Origin of the sequence: Argonema galeatum A003/A1 (genome assembly GCF_023333595.1) — a bacterium.
GTDB classification, from domain to species: Bacteria; Cyanobacteriota; Cyanobacteriia; order Cyanobacteriales; family Aerosakkonemataceae; genus Argonema; species Argonema galeatum.
Window position 1 is genome coordinate 65,961 of record NZ_JAIQZM010000020.1, and the last position, 20,357, is coordinate 86,317.

Consider the following 20,357-nt stretch of genomic DNA (forward strand, 5'->3'; position numbering starts at 1 on the left):
GATCGCTATCACTAAACGTAGTTAAGCATATCAGTAAATCTGCCTTTGAGTAGATTTACTGACAGATGTTTTTATTAAACTTGGTTAAGTTATATTAATAATTAATAAGCTTTTGTTATTAAAGAGCTTAATAGACCGTTGGAGAGCGCCGAAACAACCATTTTTCGTTGAGAATGATTCTACTGGACTGGCAATCTAGGAAGATGTGACGAAAAAGACCAATTATCAATTTGCCTCCCATATCGAGTGCCAACCATCCGACTCAGGTGATAATATCCCTTCAATAGATTCATCTTCCTTTAGGAGGAAAAATTACTTGAAACTCCCTGATGGCCCCCAGTCTCCACTCTGGCTAGAAACACTTCAGTTTGTTTTTCGTCCCATAGAATTCCTGGAGGCGCGTGCATTGCGCTACGGTGACGCTTTCACAATAGGCTCTCAAAGCAATTCTCCAGTTGTGTATTTAAGTCACCCGCAAGCGATCAAAGAAATCTTCACAGCCGATCCCAATTTGTTTGATTCTGGCCGTGGCAACAAACTATTGTTAGAACCGCTTTTTGGAGAACACTCCCTTTTAATGCTAGACGGCGAACGTCATCAACGCCATCGCCGTCTGCTTATGCCCCCCTTTCATGGGCAACGTATGCGAACCTACGGCCAGCTCATTCACGACATCACCACGCAGGCGATCGACCAGTGGCCAATTGGTCAACCCTTCCCAATCCGTTTGTTCATACAAGAGATTGCCCTGCGCTCGATCCTGCAAGCTGTGTTTGGTCTGCATCAGGGACATCGATACACTCTGCTTCGACAACTGCTCAGTTCATACCTTGACTCAATAGCCTCTCCAATTACTGCTGCTCAGCTATATTTTCCCTCGCTTCAACGAGACTTAGGATCTTGGAGTCCGTGGGGACAATTTGTGCATCTGCGTAAGCAAATCGATGAACTACTCTACAGCGAAATAGAAGAGCGACGGCAGTCAATTGGAGAAGAGCGTGCCGATATCCTCAGCTTATTGCTAATAACCAGGGATGAAGCAGGTCAGCCTCTGACTAATGCGGAGTTACGGGATCAATTACTAACACTACTGATTGCGGGTTATGAAACCAGTGCCAGTGCGCTAACATGGGCTTTGTACGGAATTCATTATCTCCCAGAAGTCAGGAGCAAGCTACTCGACGAGATTGATGCTAATAGCCTCGATACCGATCCAAGTGCGATCGTTAAACTTCCGTATTTAACGGCTGTCTGCTCTGAAACACTACGGCTTTACCCAGTTGTTGTGGCTACCTCTAATCGTATTTTGAAAGCTCCTTTGCAAATCATGGGTTATCAATTCGAGCCTGATACTGTGCTGATGCCCTGCATTTATTTAACCCACCAACGAGAGGATTTGTACCCAGATCCGAAGAGTTTTAACCCAGAACGCTTCTTGGAGCGGCAATTTTCACCCTATGAATATCTGCCCTTTGGAGGTGGTTCCCGTGCGTGTATTGGCATGGCATTCGCTCAGTTTGAAATGAAACTGGTACTGGCGACGATTCTTTCACGCTTGGAACTAGATCTCTACGTTCGCCGTGATATCAAACCTGTACGCCGTGGCCCCACTGTAGCCCCTCCAGCCGATCTGCAAATGATTGTAACAGGTCAGCGCCAGCCACAGAAAGTATTGACAGCCGTATAACCAGCCTCTTTCAAACAAACGCTTGCACAGGGATTTGGCGAGATTGCTGTTTCAGCGGAATTTTGATGATAAATTCCGCCCCTTCTCCCAGTGCAGAAATACACTCAACACTACCCCCGTGTTTCTCCACCACAATCTGGTAACTAATCGACAACCCCAAACCAGTACCCTTACCCATCGGCTTCGTCGTAAAGAACGGGTCAAACAGTTTAGAGCGTACCTCCTCCGTCATGCCTGGGCCATTATCCTTAATCCGAATCGCCACCTTATTACCATCTATCACCTGTGTGCGAATCCGAATTTCTTTCTCACTGGTAAGTCTGGCTTCATCCATTGCATCAATGCCATTCGCCAAGATATTCATAAATACCTGATTCAGCTGTCCGGGATAACACTCTACGGGGAGCAAAGAGCCATACTCTTTAACTACGTCGATCGCTTTTAACTCTCCTTTTGCTTTCAGGCGATGCTGTAAAATCATCAACGTACTCTCCAACCCGTCGTGGATGTTGACTGCCCTGGCACTCCCTTCATCAACTCGTGAGAAGTTGCGTAACGATTGCATAATATCGTAGATGCGGTCAGTTCCCACTTTCATCGAAGCAACCATTTTTGGCAGGTCTTCCATCAAGTATTCTAGGTCAATTTCTTCTATTTCTTCTTGAATCTCCGCTGGCGGATTGGGAAAGTGGTGCTGGTAAAGATTCAAAAGATTGAGCATATCTTGTACATACTCAGAAGCATGATGTAGATTGCCATTGATAAAACTGACGGGGTTATTAACTTCATGAGCTACTCCCGCAACAAGCTGTCCCAAACTAGATATTTTCTCAGTTTGAACGAGTTGAGCTTGTGTCTGCTGCAACTTGTACAGATATTCTTCTAATGCTTGGTTTTTATCTCTCAGAAGCGCTTCTGAAGACTGCAAAGCGGCATTTTTACTATCCAACTCTTGATTCTTAGCTTCCAGTTGTTGAGAATAAATTTGCAACTCCTCGTAAAGAGTAGCATTTTCTAGTGAGATAGATGCTTGTGTTGCGAAAAGTTTTAACACAGACAACCGGGCAGAGGTAAAAGCTCCCACTGTTAAGTTATTTTCCAAATAAAGTATACCCGTGAATTTACCTTGATGGATCAGCGGTAAACATAAAATTGACTTGGAATGAGTTCTCACGATATAAGGGTCGTTGGCAAAAATTCCCTCTTGTGTCGCATTATTTAATACCACAGATTCTTTGGTTCTTTCTACATAGTTGATAATAGCGACAGGCAAATCTGGACGTGCTGAAATTTTCACAGATGGCAGCACTCGGATTTTGTCTTTCTCTACAGCACCCTCTGCTACCAGCACCAACTCACCTGCTTTTTTCAAGAATAAGAGTCCTTTTCTCGCGCCAGCACTCTCAATGAGAATGTGCATCAATTTATCCAGCAACTTGCGGAGAACGATTTCAGAAGAAATCGCTTGGGATACTTTCGTTACCGTGACCAAATCCAGTGCAGACGCACTCCCTCCTGTCGTCGAGGTGGTTGTCCGAGTAATATCGAAGCCGGGGTCTTCTCGCTTCAGTATATTCAAGAAGAATTCAGGATATCTTTCTTCCAAATCTTTAACTTTTGCCTTCGCTCCCCAACGAATATAACCATAATAAGCTTCCGTCAGATAAGTTTGAGCAATCTTCTCTCTACCACAAGAGAAATGAAACTCCGCCGCTAGTTCATTAGCAATAGCTTCTTCCTGAATATACCCCTGTTCCTTGGCTCCTTTTATTGCTCGGTCGTAATACTCCATTGCTTTAACATCTTGGTACAAGACTCGCGCTTTCTCGGCTTCCACGAGATGGTACTTATGCTGATAGTTTGACGGGGCATGAAATGCCCATTTCTTCATTTTTTTCTGATTCGCCACCACTTTATTCATCTGTTTGGTCTTCTCAATTGATTCGGCAGTGGGGTACAGAGCCAGGAGAGCTAGAGAATAGTAAAAGTTGTGGGCCGCCAAAGCCGGAGAACCGACGCCGCCTTCTGCGTATTTTTCCGCCAATCTGGCTTGTTCAACAGACTGAACATATTCTTTAAACAAATAAGATAGAAGTGTTTTCATAAAATAGAAAGGAAAAATCAGTGTGACACTATTTTTTTCGATTAAGAAATCCAGCATTTCTGTTTCGTTAAAACTTTCGCCTATTAACCGGCATCTATCCCCAGATTTATCCATTAAATTTAAGACTGTTTGACTCCAGATATTTGTTGTTATTAGCTGGAATTCCTGTTTAACTTTTCCCATCATCTCCTGATATTTAGCCTGTTTATGTGCTAAATATTCCAGATGTTCACCTATCAAAAAAGGGTAGGTACAATAGTCCATAGCGCTATAACAAGCATATTCTATATCTCCGACTTCAAAACCAAATTGAATTTGCTCCAAAAACACTTCGCTGCTTTCCCTAATATGGTCTTTACAGTGCCGGATCACAGCATTAAATACTATATTTACTTTCGGTTTGAGTTCTCTAGCATCAAATTGGTCAACCAGCTTCACAGCCAGTTGACCAAATCGATATCCAGAGTCGATGTCTCCGACAATATGACACAGGATCAAGCCATAAAAATCATAGGCGTAAGCGACCTGCGGAGAATTTCCATGTTTGAGACAGAGATTAATCATTGTAACTGTAACCAGCGGGAAAAGAGCGGGAGCCACAAAAAAAACTGGACTAAATACAGTCATTAAGATCCGCATAGCCGCTAGTTTATAAGCATCGGTCATTTCTGGGAGGTCTGCTAACTCCTCAATCTTCTTTCTTCCCAGCATCAGCTTTGTCTTAAGTAACCCCATTAAAATATTCAGTTTGCTAGGCTTTTTAGGCAAGGAAACTCCCAGCATCTTTAGAACTGGTAGCGCCGTATCTATCGCTGCGTGCATCTGGTTTTGAGCGATGTAAAACTGGATTTTTTTTTCATAAACCAGCACTTTTTCGAGCAGGGTTTTGGCGCGGTCTAAGACGACATCAGACAACTCTTTTGCCCGCTCGAAGTTGGTGTTGAGATATTCGGCTGCTATCGTTTCTGTAAAAATATCTCGCGTCAATTCATAATGAGTCTCCCAACTGTCAGTAGCAAGTAATTGCAAACCAACATTCAGATACCTAACAGCGGCATCATAAGCTGTTGCAGCTAAAGCTCTTTTACCAGCCATCAAATTCAATTTGACCAGTTCTTCTTTTTCCGCCTCCCCTGTAATGAATTCCACCCCTATGTTCAGTTGGTTGACAATATCAAAAAGATTTTCAGCCAAAGCGAATTTAGCGGTCTTCACCAACAACAACTGACCAATTTTTAGGTGAGTAGCTTTTCTCTCAGCTTCTGGAATCAGAGAATATGCCGCTTGCTGAACCCGGTCATGCAAAAATTTATACCCTACTTTTAAATCTTTAACTTGCCAATATTTCTGTTCTGATTCCTCAATAAATAGGGGTATTTTATAATCTGTAGAAAGGGGCAAAATCAATCCTGCTTGCAACGATTCCCACAATTCATCGGCAGTATTTAACAGCGATTTCTCATTAACAACGGCAAGATTATCTAAGTTAAATGTATTGCCAATACAAGCAGCTAGCTTTAAAACGTGCTGAGTTGAAGCAGCCAGTTTTTGAATATTTCTAGCCACCAGTTCAACAACATTGAAATCTGTGATGCCAATAGATTGAATTTGCTCTAAATCCCACAACCAGCGACCTTCGTTAAAATCAAACGTCAGCAGTTTCTCCGAATACAGCGTAGAAAGCAGAGTCGTCAAAAAGAAAGGATTACCCTGAGTTTTGTTGAAAACTAACTCAGCTAACGGTTTTGACCTCTCCCCCAACCCCTCCTCTGCAAAGGAAGGGGGTTGGGGGGTTAGGTTTTCACCCAAAGTATCGCTTACTAAAGCAAAGACGTGGGAGAAATCCAAAGCCTCTAGAACAATATTATTAACAACCGCCCCAGCTTGCTGAATCTTCTCTATAGTCTGAATCGTGGCATGAGTCGGACTAACTTCATTATCTCGATACGCCCCTATCATCAACACATATTTGCTACCCGCATCGGTCATCATCAGCTCGATTAACTTCAAAGAAGCTGAATCTGCCCACTGTAAGTCATCTAAGAATAAAACGAGCGGGTGTTCTTTTTGTGCAAAGCAGCCGATAAACTTTAGAAATACTGCATTAAAACGATTTTGAGATTCAGTCGGCCCTAACTGTATTACCGCCGGTTGTGCTTCTATAATCCATTCCACTTCGGGAATTACATCAATGATAATTTGACCGTTTTCTCCTAACGCTGCTAATAATTTCGATTTCCAAATAGCAATATTTTCCCGATTTTCTGTTAATAGCTGACGCATCAACTCCTGGAAAGCTTGAATGAGAGCAGAATAAGGAATATTCCGCTTAAACTGGTCAAACTTACCGCCAATAAAGTATCCGCGTTGCCTTACAATTGGTTTGTGAACTTCATTGACTACTGAAGTTTTACCAATCCCCGAATAACCGGAAACCAGCATCATCTCAGTGCTGCCAGCAGCGACACGCTCAAAGGTTGCCAACAGTTCGGCGACTTCTGCTTCCCGTCCGTAGAGTTTTTGGGGGATGAGAAATTGGCCGGATTTATCTAGCAAACCAGGAACGAAGTTGACAATTTTGCCGCTGGAGATTAGCTGATTAAAGCAGGTTTCTATATCCGCTTTGATTCCCAAAGCGCTTTGATATCTGTCTTCAGCGGTTTTTGCCATTAGCTTCATCACAATATCGGAAACCACTAGAGGAATCTCTGAATTCATCTGATGCGGCGATACTGGTGTTTTAGCAATGTGGCAGTGTACTAATTCCAGCGGGTCGTTGCTTTGAAAAGGCAGTTGGTCTGTGAGGATTTCATAGAAAGTGACGCCTAGAGAGTAAAAGTCGGTGCGATAATCAATGGAGCGATTCATTCTCCCAGTTTGCTCTGGGGAAATATAAGCAATGGTTCCTTCCAGTAAATCGGGACTGCTAATTGTAGGTGTTTCTCTGGAAAGCCGAGAAGCAATGCTAAAATCAATGAGTTTGACTATCCATTGTTGGGAATTAATCAGGATATTTTGGGGTTTTATATCTTTATGAATAATATGGTTTTTATGCAGTTCGTCCAATGTTTCTGCTAGCTGACGGGCGAGGGAAAGAAAGGCGAGTATAGAGATTTTCTGCTCGCTCATTAATTTTTTGAGTGAGTCTCCCTCAAAATCTTCTAATATCAGGGCTAAACCGTTCTTATAGTTTTCTAAAGCGATTGGTTTGCCAATGCCTTCTATGTTCAGCGGTTGGATAATTTTATACTCGTGCCGCAGTCGGGTGATTTCTTCGAGGGTGGGGTAATCTGCTTTGAGAGTTTTGATAATTACGGATGTCTGTTCTGGCGACTTGACGCCGCGATAAATCACAGTTTTAACACCTTCATGAATGGCTTCTGTAAGTTGATAACCTGGAAGTGTCAGCATTATTAGAATCCTCCGTATTATTACGGTCTTTTCGTGTAAAGTTTAGGAATGGTATTTTGCCATCAGGGTAAACATAGTCTTTTTTTACCAGGCTATAGCAAAGTGCTGAGTGCTTTAGTGCAAACACAGTCGCTTCCTTGCTTTGAGCGCTAAATAGTGTCCTAACCTATGTGACTATGGCTATAATTTAAAAATCAGCTTATTTCAGGATAGCTTTTTACTGCGGTTTTTTGCAATAAGTTTTTTCTCTTTCAATATATGGCAGGACTAAAGCCCCTGTCACACTTAAATCAACTTGTAGGGTGCGTCAGACGAAGTTATACCCACATTACGCTTCAATGACCCCCTTTATGTCTAAACATTGTAGAGACGTTTCATGAAACGTCTCTACAATGTTTAGGCCAAAAATTCTCATGGGGTAACAAACCCGGGTTTGTATTATATAGCCGCTAACGGCTCTATGATACAAGGTATGCTAAAACTTTTATAACAGAGAAATCTAGAAATTGATGCAACAGTTCAAAACCTGTTGCTAGGCAGCGTACAACGCCTTAATCCACTCCCATTCCTTCCTCAAACCCTCTTGCAGCGAGACTTTTGGCTGATAACCCAATAACTTCTGGGCTTTGGACACATCCGCACCTGTGTGACGCGCATCTCCCTTCGCCGCTTCCACGTGATTTCTGCGAATGGGACGTCCGACAATTTTTTCCATCGTGTCTAGCACTTCGGTTAATACTACGCGACTGCCGCCGCCAATATTGAAAACTTCGCCTACTGCCTCTGGTGCAGTTGCAGCTGCTAAATTGGCAGCAACTACATCGCTGATGAAGGTGTAATCCCGTGTTTGCTGTCCGTCGCCGTAAATAGGAATCGGTTCATCTAGCAGAATAGCTCTGAAAAACTTATGAAACGCCATATCGGGACGTTGACGGGGGCCATAAACTGTAAAGTAACGCAATGAAGCTACAGGAACGCCAAAATTTTTGTGATATAATCCGCAGAGATGTTCGCTAGCCAACTTTGTCATTCCGTAAGGAGAAACAGGTTGAGGACAAACAGATTCCGACGTTGGCAGAGTTTCCGCGTTACCGTACACCGAAGAAGAGGAGGCAAACACAAACCGCTTGAGGTGTTTAGCTTCCTTCGCCGCTTCCAGTAAAACTTGCGTTGCATTTATATTCCGTTCTGTATAAGATCGAAAGCCATCTCCCCAGCTGGCACGGACGCCTGCTTGAGCGGCTTGATGATAGACTACTTTTGCATCGGCAAGTAATGCTGTCCAGTCTACAGACTGGATATCGGCCTCAATTAAGTTAAAATTTGGGTGATTTTCAAAGCCTGAAACATTCTTGCGTTTCAAGCCGGGATTGTAGTAATCATTAAAATGATCGACGCCGATTACTTGCTCTCCTTGGCTCAACAAAGCTTCGACTAGGTGAGACCCAACAAAACCGGCAGTCCCCGTAACTATACTTGTCGCCATAAACTTCCTAGACTAATGCGCGGATATATCTAAACTGCAAATTAGCATTTTATCCTTGAAAATTGGAGATCGATCGCACGAGGATAATGTGAAGATTTTAGTTGTTGGCAATGGCGGACGCGAACACGCGCTAGCTTGGAAGCTGCTGCAATCCAAGCAGGTTGATGAGGTATTCTGCGTACCGGGGAATGGCGGCACGGCGTCCCTGGAACGCTGTGAGAATATACCTCTAAGAGTAGATGATTTTGCGGGAATTGGACGTTTTGCCCAAGAAAATGAGATTTCTCTGGTGGTAGTTGGCCCCGAAGTGCCGCTATCGCTGGGAATTGCAGACTATCTGCTTTCTCAAAATATCGCTGTGTTTGGCCCGACGAAAGCGGGTGCTGAGATTGAGGCGAGTAAGGCGTGGGCGAAGGCTTTGATGGCAGAAGCGGGAATACCGACGGCTAAGTCGGCTGTGTTTACGGACGCAGAAGAAGCGATCGCATACATTAAAACTCAAGTAGCACCAATTGTGGTCAAGGCGGATGGTTTGGCAGCTGGAAAAGGGGTGACAGTGGCCCAAACAGTTGAGGAAGCTTTGTCGGCTGTGGCAGACATTTTTGAGGATGGCTTTGGCAAGGTGGTGATCGAAGAATGTTTAATTGGTGAAGAAGTATCGGTTTTAGCCTTGACGGATGGCTTGACAATTCGCCCCTTGTTACCAGCCCAAGATCACAAACGAATTGGGGATGGGGATACTGGGCCAAATACGGGCGGTATGGGAACTTATGCTCCAGCGCCCCTTTGTACTCCCCAGTTGCTAGAACAAGTAGAGCGGGAAGTTTTGCAGCCTGCGATCGCAACTTTACAAAAACGCGGCATTCACTACGTAGGCGTTCTCTATGCTGGATTGATGATTGCACCAACAGGAGAACTAAAAGTGCTGGAATTTAACTGTCGCTTTGGCGATCCCGAAACTCAAGTCATTCTACCGCTACTCGAAACGCCATTAGAAGAATTGCTACTAGCCTGCTGCGAAGGGCGACTGGCCGAGATGCCGCCCATTCGCTGGAAAACAGGAGCCTGCGTCTGCGTGGTGATGGCTTCTGGCGGTTATCCGGGAGACTATCAAAAGGGTAAAGAAATTACTGGCATTGAGCAAGCCCAGGCAAAAGGAGCGATCGTCTTTCACGCTGGCACGCTGGCCCCAGAAAATCCAAAATCCGCGAGCCAAAATCCCAAATCCGATGGTGGGCGGGTTCTGGGAGTCACAGCGATTGGGGAAAACTTCGAGGATGCGATCGCGCAAGCTTACGCAGCAGTCGATTGTATCCAATTTGAAGGCGCGTACTATCGGCGAGATATAGCTCAAAAAGCTATCAATAGCACGATCGGGGTTTATTCTATGAAATAGAAACGGTAAAGTGTAAAAAAACTTTACAGTTATATTTCATCCTTTATACTTCCTCTTTCCTAAGATGCTGGCTCTCCTGAAAACGATCCGAGAAGTCATTGCCCATTGGTGGTCAGAGTTCACACTCCAGACGCGGCTGATGGCAGCGGCCACCTTAGTAGTCTCCTTGCTTATGAGTGGCCTAACCTTTTGGGCTGTCAACACAATCCAGCAGGATGCTCAACTCAATGACACCCGCTTCGGTCGGGACTTGGGGCTGCTGCTGGCAGCCAATGTAGCGCCCTTAGTTGCAGAAAACAATCTGACTGAGGTCGCCAAATATTCCCAACGCTTCTACGGCAGCACCACCAGCGTGCGCTATATGCTTTATGCGGATGAAGCTGGGAAGATTTTCTTCGGTCTTCCCTTTTGGGAATCAGAGGTGCAAACTTCTCTCACCATTGAGCGTCGGATTCAGCTGCCAGCTGATTGGGCTGATAATCCTGAGTTGACAATGATGCGGCAGCACATCACCCCGAACGGAACAGTCACGGATGTGTTTGTCCCTTTAACTCACGAAGGCAAGTATCTGGGCGTTTTGGCGATTGGGATTAATCCCAATCCGACTGTGGTCACTTCCTCAAATCTGACGCGGGATGTGACGATCGCAGTTTTTGTCTCCATCTGGGTAATGGTGATTCTCGGTGCCGTTTTCAACGCGCTGACAATCACCAAACCAATTAAAGAGTTGCTGGTGGGGGTGAAAAACATTGCCGCCGGTAACTTTAAGCAGCGGATTGACCTGCCGCTGGGAGGAGAACTGGGCGAGTTAATCTACAGTTTCAACGAAATGGCCGAACGCCTGAAAAGTTATGAAGAGCAAAATATTGAGGAACTGACATCGGAAAAAGCTAAGCTAGAAACGCTGGTTTCGACGATCGCAGATGGCGCAGTTTTGCTTTCCACCAGTTTGCAAGTAATTTTAGTCAATCCCACCGCCAGCCGTATGTTTGGCTGGGAGGGCGTTGATGTTGTCGGGGCTAATGTCCTGCACTATTTGCCTTCCCAAGTATCCGTAGAACTAACACGCCCTTTATACCAGATGGCGGCAGGCAATGGCTACAAGGAAGGTGCCGAGTTCCGACTTACCCTCACTGAGCCTACAGACCGCACCGTTCGCATTCTACTCACCAATGTTCTCGACCAGCACCGGGAGAGCATAAAGGGGATTGCGATGACGGTGCAGGATATTACCCGCGAGGTGCAATTAAACGAAGCTAAAAGCAATTTCATCAGCAACGTTTCTCACGAGCTGAGAACTCCCCTGTTCAACATCAAATCTTTTATCGAAACTCTGCACGAATACGGTGAAGACCTCAGCGAAGAACAGCGGCGCGAGTTTCTGGAAACTGCCAATAACGAAACAGACCGCCTCACCCGCCTCGTCAACGACGTTCTCGATTTGTCGCGCTTGGAATCTTCCTGCCGAATTTATCACTTGGAGGCAGTAGATATCGTCTTGCCTATAGAACAAACCCTGCGAACTTATCAGCTCAACGCTCGCGATAAAGGCATCGAGCTGCGAAAGGAAGTTCGCCCCGACCTGCCGTTGGTTTTAGGTAACTACGACCTCCTGCTGCAAGTCTTTGCCAATTTAGTTGGCAATGCGCTCAAATTTACTGAATCTGGAGGGCAGGTGGCAATCCGCGCTTATTTAATAGAAGAGGAGTTAGAAATCAAACAGCAAGAAGAAACTCATCACTCAAAACTGTCTCCCATAGTGCGAATTGAAATTTCCGATACGGGAATCGGCATTGCACCCGAAGATCAGCACGCGATATTCGATCGCTTTTTCCGTGTAGAAAATCGGGTTCATACCCTGGAAGGAACTGGTCTGGGACTTTCAATTGTCCGCAATATCATTGAAAAGCATCACACCAAAATACACCTGAGCAGTGACGTTGGCATCGGTACAACTTTCTGGTTCGATTTAGCAGTTTTTCAAGAAAAAACTCCACTTGTACATAATCAGCCGCTTGTTGAAGCGCCACCGTTACCGGAAAGCACCACTACTGCGAGTTTATCTTAGAGGTTCGATTATGCGTTACGGCTGTTGCCTAACGCACCCTACGAATCTGCGATCGATTCACTCTCCATCAGTGCGCCGAATCAAGTAACGGACTTCTTCAAGTAAAATATTAAACCTTTGATCGCTTTCGGCTTGGCGTTGTTTAATTAATTCCATATCTCGCTGATTCTGTGCCGCTAATTGTAGCAAAGCTTGAGCCGTTATTCTCAAACCATCGATACTCTCACGCATCTCACCCATACTCTCACGCATCTCACCCATACTCTCACGCATCTCACTAACGCTTGAAGCTAACTCATCAACCATTACATCTGTCCATCGTTCTACTGCCATTTGCTTTTCTCAATATTTCGCTACACATTTAATTTTACTAAAACAAAGACCTAATTATGCTCTCAAACAACTGACACAGCGATCGGCTACTATCGGGACGCGGGTTAACCTCTGGGTCGGGTTGAGAGCTGTTGTGGTAGAGGGTGCATTCTCTGGCGAAGGGGCGCTGGGGATAGGTGCAGGTATCGTCTGTATGGTAAGTGCAGCTGTCGCATAAATACTCGTCTCCAGTCGCTCGGTATAAAGGTATCCCTGGATGACCGTGAGCTTTTAGAACTATGCGGCAGTGGGGACAGGTGACTGCCTGCGCTTGAATGAGTTGGTGACAGCGAGGGCAATTTGGCATTGCTGCGATCGTGTGAATTAGCAATATATATTAGCTAGATTAGCCTACCGGGATAAGCTAATCAGTAAACTGAGAAGGATTAAACCAACCAATATTAGCCAAATTAGGTTTCTGTCAAACCACAGACGTAGAGATTTGCTGGTATCGGGACGCGGGTTAAGCTCCGGTTCGGGTTGAAAGCGGTTGTGGTAGAGCGTACATTCTTTGGCAAAGGGGCGCTGGGGATAGGTACAGGTATCGTCTGCATGGTAAGTGCAGCTGTCGCATAAATACTCTTTTCCAGTCGCTCGGTGTAAAGGTATACCGGGATGACCGTGAGCTTTCAGAACCAAGCGACAGTGGGGACAGGTGACTGCTTGCGCTTTAACGGGTTGGTGACAGCGGGGGCAATTTGGCATTGCTGCTAGAGGGCGAATTAGCAATATATATTAGCTAGTTATAGGAAATTTCCGCACTTGATACTCGCCGGACTCAACCATCTGATAGGAGTTTCCCATCTGTTGGGCAAATTGCTGTTCGGTTCGGTCTAACAAGTCTTGGGAAACCGATCGCCACTGTTCGCGGGTGGCCCAGCGAATCACAAAAATAACTTCCGTCAGTTCGGTAGGATCGATCCAAACTTCTTTACTCAAGAATCCACCACAGCTCGTTAGCACGGTTGTCCAGATTTCGGCATCCTTCTGAATAAACTCTTCCCGCCGTTCGGGAGTAACCTTAAATTTAAGCCATTCGATAACCATTAGGAGAACCTCGACCGAAGCTGTAGGCACGTCGGCAAATTTGACACAATGGTACTGGATGCCGGAACGCTAAGATTCCAGCATACATTTACGGGCTACATTCAGTCGCCCTTTTGGACTAAGTGAGTGGAAGGCAGCATGGACAGCAACAACTGGATGAAGCAGTTACTATTGATTGGTGTGGGCACGACATCTTTGGTAGCGGAAAAAATTCGCGAAGTGAGCGACGAATGGGTGAAGGACGGCAAGATCGATCCAGAACAAGCCAAAGGAATGGTCGATGATTTGATGCAGCAGTTAAAGGGCGACCAGGGAAATTTTGAAGTTCAGATGCAACGGCAGATACGCAATATGATGCAGGATCTGGGTGTTCCCCGTCAGTCTGAGGTAGATGAGTTGCGGGGTCGCATTGACCGTCTGGAGCGTCAGGTGCGGGATTTGGAGAATAAGCTCTGGCGTTGATAAAAGCTGATAGGATTTGAGATCTCAGCTGCAAAGAGATAGGGAGGACTGGTTTTGAAAGAAATTCTCATCAGTTTAGGGATGGTGCTGGCTTTTGGGTTGATTTTGGTGTTGGCTCAAATTAGCAGCCCTCAAAGCATAGCTAACGCATCTGAACTGACCCAAACTCAGCCTATAAGCGTAAGCTCAACAATTAACAAAATTTTGGTTGCAGATAACACAATGTCAAGTGCAGAAAACGCCAATCCAGGGAATGAAGAGACTGTCACAACTCCATCTGGACTGAAATACATTGATTTAGTGCCGGGAACAGGGGCAACTCCCAAAGCTGGTCAGACAGTGATCGTACATTACACTGGGACTCTGGAGGATGGGACGAAGTTTGATAGTTCGCGCGATCGCAATCAGCCTTTCTCCTTCCCCCTGGGACGCGGACAGGTGATCAAAGGCTGGGACGAAGGGATCGCCGATATGAGAGTCGGCGGACGTCGTAAGTTAATTATTCCCCCAGAGTTGGGTTATGGCGCTAGAGGTGCCGGTGGTGTCATTCCTCCCAATGCAACGCTTATTTTTGATGTGGAATTGTTGAGGATTAGTTGACAAGAAAATTGGCCTCTTCCAGTTGGTTGGAATTATTACCTATGGGGAGAGGCCATAATATCGTGTCTGGTTGGATCGTTAGCATTTATTGTGATATCGCCTTTTTGGGTTTTGGCGAGGAGTGCGATCGCTGTACCCATCCACTCTTGGTTCACCTAAGTCATAATTTGACATCCTCCCACCGCTAATTCGGAGTACCGAATATAGCGGGGGATTCCAAAGATTGCTCTTTGGGCTTCCTCTTTCTACGAGTCGGCTTACTTAATTGAGTTTCCCCAACTAAACAGAGGTCGTTCTCTCCAAAGGCGTTAATTTCCGTCTGCCCGACGGTATTTTTCAACATTTTACTTAAGATGGATAGCGCAATATTTAGAATATTAATGGCGGCGTTCCAATCTCGATCTTGAATATGCCCACAATTGGGGCATTGATGGGTTCTGGTGCTTAAGGTTTTCTTAACTACTACACCGCAATTAGAACAATCCTGCGATGTATAGTTCGGAGGGACAGCTACAACTGGCACTCCAAATACTTGACCGAAATATTCAAGCCATTGTCTAAACATCGACCAAGAAGCATCACTAATTGATTTAGCTAAACGATGATTCTTCACCATATTTCGCACCTGTAAGTCTTCAATGGCTACCAAGTCACTAGACTGGATTACGCACCTTGCTAATTTTATAACAAAGTCTTTACGCTGCCTTTCAACTTTTAGGTGTTTCCTCCCCAACCGATTCTTGGCTTTACTTCTATTTTTTGACCCAATATTTTTCCTGGAAAGTTGCCGCTGCGCTCTTTTGAGAGACTTTTCACCTTTCCTTAAAAAGCGAGGGTTTTCTATTTGATTCCCCTCTGAATCCGTATAGAAATAATTTAACCCAACATCTAGCCCTAGCATTCGGCCTGTCAATTCATGAGTTTCTTTCCTTTCGTAATTAATGCAAAACTGCACATAATATCCATCAGAACGACGAACTATTCTGACTCGTTTAATCTGACTGATTTGGTAGAAATGCAAATCTCTGGTTCCCCAGAGTTTAAAAGTACCTGCACCGAATTTGTCGGTAAAAGTGATGTATCTTTTATCATCCGACAACTTCCAGCCACAAGTTTTGTATTCAATTGATGCTCTGGTCTGCAACTGTTTAAATTTGGGATACCCTTTCTGACCAGATATCTTTTTCTTGCAGTTATCAAAGAATTTTGAGATCCCTATCCAAGCACGTTCCGCCATTGCTTGACGTGCCATTGAGTTAAGTTTTTTAACCCAAGGGAATTCGGGATTGTCAGCCAGAACTTTGCAGTATTTGTTCAAGTCCATGCCGTTTACGCCGGGATTATCCATCCAGTATCGTAAAACTTTATTCCGTACAAAAAGCCCAGTCCGCAACATCTCATCAAGGATGCGGTACTGGGCTTCTGTTCCTTTTAGCTTTGCTGAGTAAACTAGCATTTTATAGAAAACGCAGACTATAAATACAGTAGCATGATTTGTTAAAATTGGGTACATCGAGTACCCAATTTTAACCCGCCTTTCATCCCCCGCCAATCAGATATGGCGAGGGTCTTCCCGGCGGATTAGATAAAAAATCGTGATTATTGTGAATTCTATGGATGCCACTAAAGCGATTGACACTCAAGTAACATTGCCAGTGGAGTTATATCAAGCTCTAGCCCTACAAGCCCAGGTACATGGACATTCTATAAGTGGCGAGATTGTAGCGCTGCTGACTCCTCTGCTAACGCAAGCATCCACTGAACTAGCTCAGGAATTTGCAGCTTGGGAAGCAGCAAGTGATGAGGACTGGCTAAGTATGGAAGCGACACTGGCATCTGTAGACGCGGTAGCACATTCCCGTATGGTGGAGAATTAGATGGCTAGAGGAGACGTTTTCCTGATTAGTTTGCCGGAGTCAGATCGGCGAGAGGAAAAGGGTAATCGTCCAGCGATTGCAGTACAAACAGATGTGGCAACTTCTCCGATGTTGATGATTGTTCCGGTTACGTCTTCTCTAGGGGCATTACGGTTTCCATTTACAGTGAAGATTGAGCCATCGGAACTGAATGGTTTAACTTTACCTTCCGTGGCGATCGTATTTCAGATGCGGGCGATCGACCCCAAGCGCATAATTCGGAAAATTGGTGAGTTAGAGTTGGAATATTTAGCACAGGTCGATACAGAAATTTGGCGGATGTTGAAGCCCAAAGAAGCTGAAGAGTAAGGCGCGATCGCTATTCGTGCGGTCGGCAATTTCAAACCTTCAAGCCTGACCAGTTAACCACAACATTCACTCCTCAACGAAAGCACGGTCAAAGACCGTGCTGAGTATAGCTAGGGACTAGGCTTCGACGTTCGACGTTCGGCGAGCGCTCAGCCGAACGGGGCTAGGGTAAGAAGGGGCTATAATCAAGGGCTTCGACGTGAGCGCTCAGCCGAACGGTTTCAGGAATTAAGAATGTCCTAACCGCCCTGGCGGTTGCTATATAATTTGTCATTTCGCTAAATTTCTAAACTGTGTAATCTGCGGATTGAACAAAAGTTTAATTGTTCCTGTCGGGCCATTACGATGTTTGGCGATAATTGCTTCGGCAATATCTCTATCTGGAGAATCCGGGTTGTAGTAGGAATCTCTGTAAAGCATGATCACTAAATCAGCGTCTTGCTCGATCGAACCGGATTCTCTCAAATCAGACAGCATCGGTCGCTTATTTGTACGGGATTCAACTCCCCGACTCAGCTGAGATAGGGCAATAACGGGGGTATTTAGTTCGCGGGCTAAACCTTTGAGACTTCGCGTAATTTTCGATAATTCTTGCACGCGATTGTCGCTGCCGCCTTCCATCAATTGCAAATAATCTATTAAAATTAATCCCAACTCACCGCCTTGTTCTGCTTGCAGACGTCGAGCTTGACTACGCATTTCAGTAACAGTAAGATTTGCGGTATCCTCAATAAAAATTGGCAGAGCAGATAGAATACCAAGTGCGCGACTCAACGATTCCCATTCATTTTGACTGATGCGGCCCGATCGCAGGCGGTTACTTTCAATTCCCGCTTCACTGGCAAGCATCCGCTGTACGAGTTGTTCTTTCGACATTTCCAGGCTAAAAATAGCGACTGGCAATTTATGCCCAGAGGCGATATTTTGTCCAATATTAATAGCAAATGACGTTTTTCCCATTGATGGGCGACCGGCGACGATAATCAAATCGGAACGCTGGAAACCGCCTGTCATCGCATCCATGTCGTAGAAATTGCAGGAGAGTCCCGGCAGAATTGCATTTTCATTACGGCTTTCCAGATCCAGCAAAGTTTGGGTAAGGGTTTCCGAGATGGGAACAAGTCCTTGCTGGGGTCGTTCTTGGGTGATGCCGAAAACTTCTTGTTCGGCCCGATCGAGAACTATTGGCAATTCGGTGGCTGTTTCGTAACCGAGATCGACTATTTTATGACCGGCATGAATTAATTTGCGGCGCAGATATTTATCAGTTACCAGGGTTGCATATTGGTCGATGTTTACCGCTGACACGGTACGATCGACTAGCTGGGCTAATTTATTTTCACCCCCCACTTTCTCCAGTTGATTGTTGTCACTAAGCCATACAGCAACGGTCATTAAATCTGTCGGCTTGTTTTGAGCGTGGAGGGACAAAGCCGCTTGATAGATAAGTTTATGAGCTTCTAGGGAAAAAGCTTCGGATACGAGTTGGTCTAGCACTCTGCCGATCGCTTCTGGGTCTAGCAGGATGCCTCCCAAAATAGCTTCTTCCACCTCTACATTTTGAGGAGGGAGGCGATCGCCAATAGGTTGAAAATTGAGTGAGTGAACCATAAATAATTTTAGATTTTAGATTTTAGATTTTAGATTTTATCCTGAGCAATAAGCAATCACTAATGTTAATCCAAAATCCAAAATCCAAAATCCAAAATCATTTTACCCCGAAACTACTTCAATATCTACTATGGCCGTTACATCTTGGAGTAATTTGATTTCAGCTTTATATGTACCAATCTGGTGAATATCTGGTACGGTAATACCCCGGCGATCTACTTCTTTGCCAATGCTTTGCTGAATTGCCTCTGCGATTTCCCGATCGGTAACTGTCCCAAAGATAGCATCGCCTTCGCCTACTTGCTTGGCGATCGTAAAGCGACCCACAGCTTCTATAGCAGCTTTAAGGGCGATCGATTCTTCCTTCAGTGCCAAAAGACGCAGACGCTCTTTTTCTCTGCGCTTTTCTACTTGCTTGAGAACTGCTGGGGTGGCAAAAGTGCCAAATTGCTTGGGAAGGAGATAATTGCGTGCGTAGCCCGGAGCTACTTCTACCAAATCGCCAGATTTTCCGAGTTTGCTGACATCCTGAGTCAAAACTAATTGAATGCGTTTCGCCATGAGCTTTCCTGTAGAGTCTTGCTTAAATAGATCCGAATGTATGATATTAGCGAAATATAGGGTGCGATCGCAACTGCCAATCCTGGCTAGAAGTTGTCTTTCATTCCCCGCAACCGCGCAAAAGTCTGTACGGCTGACTGACTCTTCACCGCAGCTTGTAAATCCGGGTTATCCCAGCGCAAAAAGGGATTCGTGCGCTTTTCTATTCCCAAAATTGACGGTATTGTCGCCTCCTCCCGACGGCGAGACTCCTTCACCTGGGCGTATCTAGCTTGTAAATCGGGGTTGTTACCATCTACAGTCAGGGCAAATTGGAGATTTTTCAGCGTGTACTCGTGAGCGCACCAGACTCTGGTATTGTCCGGTAAAGACCGCAGCTTGCTGAGAGATGATACCATTTGGGACGGCGAGCCTTCAAATAGCCTGCCGCAGCCGCCAGCAAATAGGGTATCGCCGCAGAATAAGTCACCTGGCTCATCAGGAGCATCTGGGTGAAAATAGTAGGCAATATGGGCGCGGGTATGCCCTGGAACGAAGAAAACTTCGCCAACGCTAGAGGCAAACGAGACGCGATCTCCCTCCCGCAAAAACACATTTTGGCCTGGGATTCTGCCAAAGTCTTCTGCCCCCCCATAGATGCGGAGGTTTGGAAAACGTTCCATCAGCCCTCGATTGCCGCCCACATGATCGTTATGATGGTGAGTATTGAACAGGGCAACTAACTCTGCGCCAGTTGCCTCAAGTTGCCGCAGTACGGGCTCAGCTTCTGCTGGATCGATCGCAGCGGCAATATTTTTATGTGTATCGTGCAGCACAAAAATATAGTTGTCAGAGAGTACGGCCAGCCGGTAAACCTGCATAAAAAATACCCAAGATAGAGAGTTCTTATTTAACTCGATCGCCCTCGTCCCCCACTATAACGGTACTCCGTTTAGTGGCAGCATATAAGGCAACGCTATAGTCGGTACTCCGAATTAGCGGTGGGTAGTTCACAATGAGTGTAGCCACTTCTAAAAGCGAGGAAAACCAGCACGATCGGCGTAAGGCTTCATTATTTTTTCACCATAACTTTGCATAAATGCTAATTTAGTGGAAATATTTACGCAGGATAATGAAAGGGAGCGTTCCGAGCAAATCAACTATAGCCGCTAAACAGATAGTCGATCAAATCCTGGTGGCGGGTCAGATTAGCCGCCACCAATATATGTTGCTCACTTCTGCCATCCTCTCAGACCACCAACTCACTGAGGAAGACCGCCGTCAAATCAATCACATCTTTGACTACATCGAAGTAGGTCGCCTGAAGTTAGTTGACTAGGAGCATTAT

General features: G+C 45.3%; 18 protein-coding genes. 8 read left to right on the forward strand and 10 right to left on the reverse strand.

Annotation, left to right across the window (positions count from 1 at the left end; all coding sequences use genetic code 11):
* Positions 1-316: 316 nt before the first annotated feature.
* Positions 317-1,687, forward strand: a complete 1,371-nt coding sequence (locus LAY41_RS20150; protein ID WP_249102014.1) for a cytochrome P450 — start codon at positions 317-319, stop codon at positions 1,685-1,687.
* Positions 1,688-1,697: 10 nt separating this feature from the next.
* Here LAY41_RS20150 and LAY41_RS20155 read toward each other — a convergent pair whose 3' ends face one another.
* Together LAY41_RS20155 and LAY41_RS20160 are read right to left on the reverse strand one after the other, a co-directional pair.
* Positions 1,698-7,202: a trifunctional serine/threonine-protein kinase/ATP-binding protein/sensor histidine kinase gene (locus LAY41_RS20155; RefSeq protein WP_249102016.1), complete on the reverse strand. Its 5,505-nt coding sequence runs from the start codon at positions 7,200-7,202 to the stop codon at positions 1,698-1,700.
* A 532-nt stretch (positions 7,203-7,734) separates the two neighbouring features.
* On the reverse strand, positions 7,735-8,688 hold the full coding sequence (locus tag LAY41_RS20160) for an NAD-dependent epimerase/dehydratase family protein (RefSeq protein ID WP_249102019.1): 954 nt from the start codon (positions 8,686-8,688) through the stop codon (positions 7,735-7,737).
* Positions 8,689-8,776: 88 nt separating this feature from the next.
* On the opposite strand from LAY41_RS20160, the gene purD reads away from it, so the two are divergent.
* Both purD and nblS read left to right on the forward strand, forming a co-directional pair.
* On the forward strand, positions 8,777-10,084 hold the full coding sequence (purD, locus tag LAY41_RS20165) for a phosphoribosylamine--glycine ligase (protein ID WP_249102208.1): 1,308 nt from the start codon (positions 8,777-8,779) through the stop codon (positions 10,082-10,084).
* Between the two features lie 64 nt (positions 10,085-10,148).
* Positions 10,149-12,152: a two-component system sensor histidine kinase NblS gene (gene nblS, locus LAY41_RS20170; RefSeq protein WP_249102021.1), complete on the forward strand. Its 2,004-nt coding sequence runs from the start codon at positions 10,149-10,151 to the stop codon at positions 12,150-12,152.
* A 57-nt stretch (positions 12,153-12,209) separates the two neighbouring features.
* Here nblS and LAY41_RS20175 read toward each other — a convergent pair whose 3' ends face one another.
* From LAY41_RS20175 to LAY41_RS20190, 4 genes are read right to left on the reverse strand one after another with little or no spacing between them, the layout of a single operon-like run.
* A complete protein-coding gene (locus LAY41_RS20175; protein ID WP_249102023.1) occupies positions 12,210-12,485 on the reverse strand; it encodes a hypothetical protein in 276 nt (91 codons plus the stop codon).
* 37 nt (positions 12,486-12,522) lie between these two features.
* Entirely contained in the window at positions 12,523-12,831 is a 309-nt protein-coding gene (locus tag LAY41_RS20180) for a zinc ribbon domain-containing protein (protein ID WP_249102024.1), read from the reverse strand.
* A 44-nt stretch (positions 12,832-12,875) separates the two neighbouring features.
* The gene (locus LAY41_RS20185) at positions 12,876-13,229 is read right to left on the reverse strand and encodes a zinc ribbon domain-containing protein (protein ID WP_249102026.1); all 354 of its coding nucleotides are present in this window, start codon (positions 13,227-13,229) and stop codon (positions 12,876-12,878) included.
* A gap of 30 nt (positions 13,230-13,259) precedes the next feature.
* Complete coding sequence (locus LAY41_RS20190) at positions 13,260-13,571, reverse strand: TIGR03792 family protein (RefSeq protein ID WP_249102028.1); 312 nt, start codon at positions 13,569-13,571, stop codon at positions 13,260-13,262.
* A gap of 138 nt (positions 13,572-13,709) precedes the next feature.
* On the opposite strand from LAY41_RS20190, the gene LAY41_RS20195 reads away from it, so the two are divergent.
* Together LAY41_RS20195 and LAY41_RS20200 are read left to right on the forward strand one after the other, a co-directional pair.
* The gene (locus tag LAY41_RS20195) at positions 13,710-14,033 is read left to right on the forward strand and encodes a phasin family protein (RefSeq protein WP_249102030.1); all 324 of its coding nucleotides are present in this window, start codon (positions 13,710-13,712) and stop codon (positions 14,031-14,033) included.
* Between the two features lie 54 nt (positions 14,034-14,087).
* The gene (locus tag LAY41_RS20200; protein ID WP_249102032.1) at positions 14,088-14,633 is read left to right on the forward strand and encodes an FKBP-type peptidyl-prolyl cis-trans isomerase; all 546 of its coding nucleotides are present in this window, start codon (positions 14,088-14,090) and stop codon (positions 14,631-14,633) included.
* A gap of 184 nt (positions 14,634-14,817) precedes the next feature.
* Here LAY41_RS20200 and LAY41_RS20205 read toward each other — a convergent pair whose 3' ends face one another.
* Positions 14,818-16,089, reverse strand: a complete 1,272-nt coding sequence (locus tag LAY41_RS20205) for an RNA-guided endonuclease InsQ/TnpB family protein (protein ID WP_249102036.1) — start codon at positions 16,087-16,089, stop codon at positions 14,818-14,820.
* 157 nt (positions 16,090-16,246) lie between these two features.
* Between LAY41_RS20205 and LAY41_RS20210 the strand changes: the two genes are divergently transcribed.
* Positions 16,247-16,510, forward strand: a complete 264-nt coding sequence (locus LAY41_RS20210) for a hypothetical protein (protein WP_249102037.1) — start codon at positions 16,247-16,249, stop codon at positions 16,508-16,510.
* A complete protein-coding gene (locus LAY41_RS20215) occupies positions 16,511-16,858 on the forward strand; it encodes a type II toxin-antitoxin system PemK/MazF family toxin (protein ID WP_249102039.1) in 348 nt (115 codons plus the stop codon).
* A 270-nt stretch (positions 16,859-17,128) separates the two neighbouring features.
* Here LAY41_RS20215 and dnaB read toward each other — a convergent pair whose 3' ends face one another.
* The 3 genes from dnaB to gloB all read right to left on the reverse strand — a co-directional run bounded on the left by dnaB (position 17,129) and on the right by gloB (position 19,890).
* Entirely contained in the window at positions 17,129-18,469 is a 1,341-nt protein-coding gene (gene dnaB / locus LAY41_RS20220) for a replicative DNA helicase (protein WP_249102041.1), read from the reverse strand.
* A gap of 102 nt (positions 18,470-18,571) precedes the next feature.
* A complete protein-coding gene (gene rplI, locus LAY41_RS20225) occupies positions 18,572-19,030 on the reverse strand; it encodes a 50S ribosomal protein L9 (protein ID WP_249068157.1) in 459 nt (152 codons plus the stop codon).
* Positions 19,031-19,116: 86 nt separating this feature from the next.
* Positions 19,117-19,890, reverse strand: a complete 774-nt coding sequence (gene gloB / locus LAY41_RS20230; protein WP_249102042.1) for a hydroxyacylglutathione hydrolase — start codon at positions 19,888-19,890, stop codon at positions 19,117-19,119.
* 251 nt (positions 19,891-20,141) lie between these two features.
* Here gloB and LAY41_RS20235 point away from each other — a divergent pair, with 251 nt between their 5' ends.
* Entirely contained in the window at positions 20,142-20,348 is a 207-nt protein-coding gene (locus tag LAY41_RS20235; RefSeq protein WP_249102044.1) for a hypothetical protein, read from the forward strand.
* Positions 20,349-20,357 lie beyond the last annotated feature (9 nt).

Coding starts and splice junctions, on each gene's coding strand:
- LAY41_RS20155 (WP_249102016.1), bottom strand. CDS start 7,202: ATGCTGACACTTCCAGGTTATCAACTTACAGAAGCCATTCATGAAGGT.
- LAY41_RS20160 (WP_249102019.1), bottom strand. CDS start 8,688: ATGGCGACAAGTATAGTTACGGGGACTGCCGGTTTTGTTGGGTCTCAC.
- nblS (WP_249102021.1), top strand. CDS start 10,149: ATGCTGGCTCTCCTGAAAACGATCCGAGAAGTCATTGCCCATTGGTGG.
- LAY41_RS20175 (WP_249102023.1), bottom strand. CDS start 12,485: ATGGCAGTAGAACGATGGACAGATGTAATGGTTGATGAGTTAGCTTCA.
- LAY41_RS20180 (WP_249102024.1), bottom strand. CDS start 12,831: ATGCCAAATTGCCCTCGCTGTCACCAACTCATTCAAGCGCAGGCAGTC.
- LAY41_RS20185 (WP_249102026.1), bottom strand. CDS start 13,229: ATGCCAAATTGCCCCCGCTGTCACCAACCCGTTAAAGCGCAAGCAGTC.
- LAY41_RS20190 (WP_249102028.1), bottom strand. CDS start 13,571: ATGGTTATCGAATGGCTTAAATTTAAGGTTACTCCCGAACGGCGGGAA.
- LAY41_RS20195 (WP_249102030.1), top strand. CDS start 13,710: ATGGACAGCAACAACTGGATGAAGCAGTTACTATTGATTGGTGTGGGC.
- LAY41_RS20205 (WP_249102036.1), bottom strand. CDS start 16,089: ATGCTAGTTTACTCAGCAAAGCTAAAAGGAACAGAAGCCCAGTACCGC.
- LAY41_RS20210 (WP_249102037.1), top strand. CDS start 16,247: ATGGATGCCACTAAAGCGATTGACACTCAAGTAACATTGCCAGTGGAG.
- LAY41_RS20215 (WP_249102039.1), top strand. CDS start 16,511: ATGGCTAGAGGAGACGTTTTCCTGATTAGTTTGCCGGAGTCAGATCGG.
- dnaB (WP_249102041.1), bottom strand. CDS start 18,469: ATGGTTCACTCACTCAATTTTCAACCTATTGGCGATCGCCTCCCTCCT.
- rplI (WP_249068157.1), bottom strand. CDS start 19,030: ATGGCGAAACGCATTCAATTAGTTTTGACTCAGGATGTCAGCAAACTC.
- gloB (WP_249102042.1), bottom strand. CDS start 19,890: ATGCAGGTTTACCGGCTGGCCGTACTCTCTGACAACTATATTTTTGTG.
- LAY41_RS20235 (WP_249102044.1), top strand. CDS start 20,142: ATGAAAGGGAGCGTTCCGAGCAAATCAACTATAGCCGCTAAACAGATA.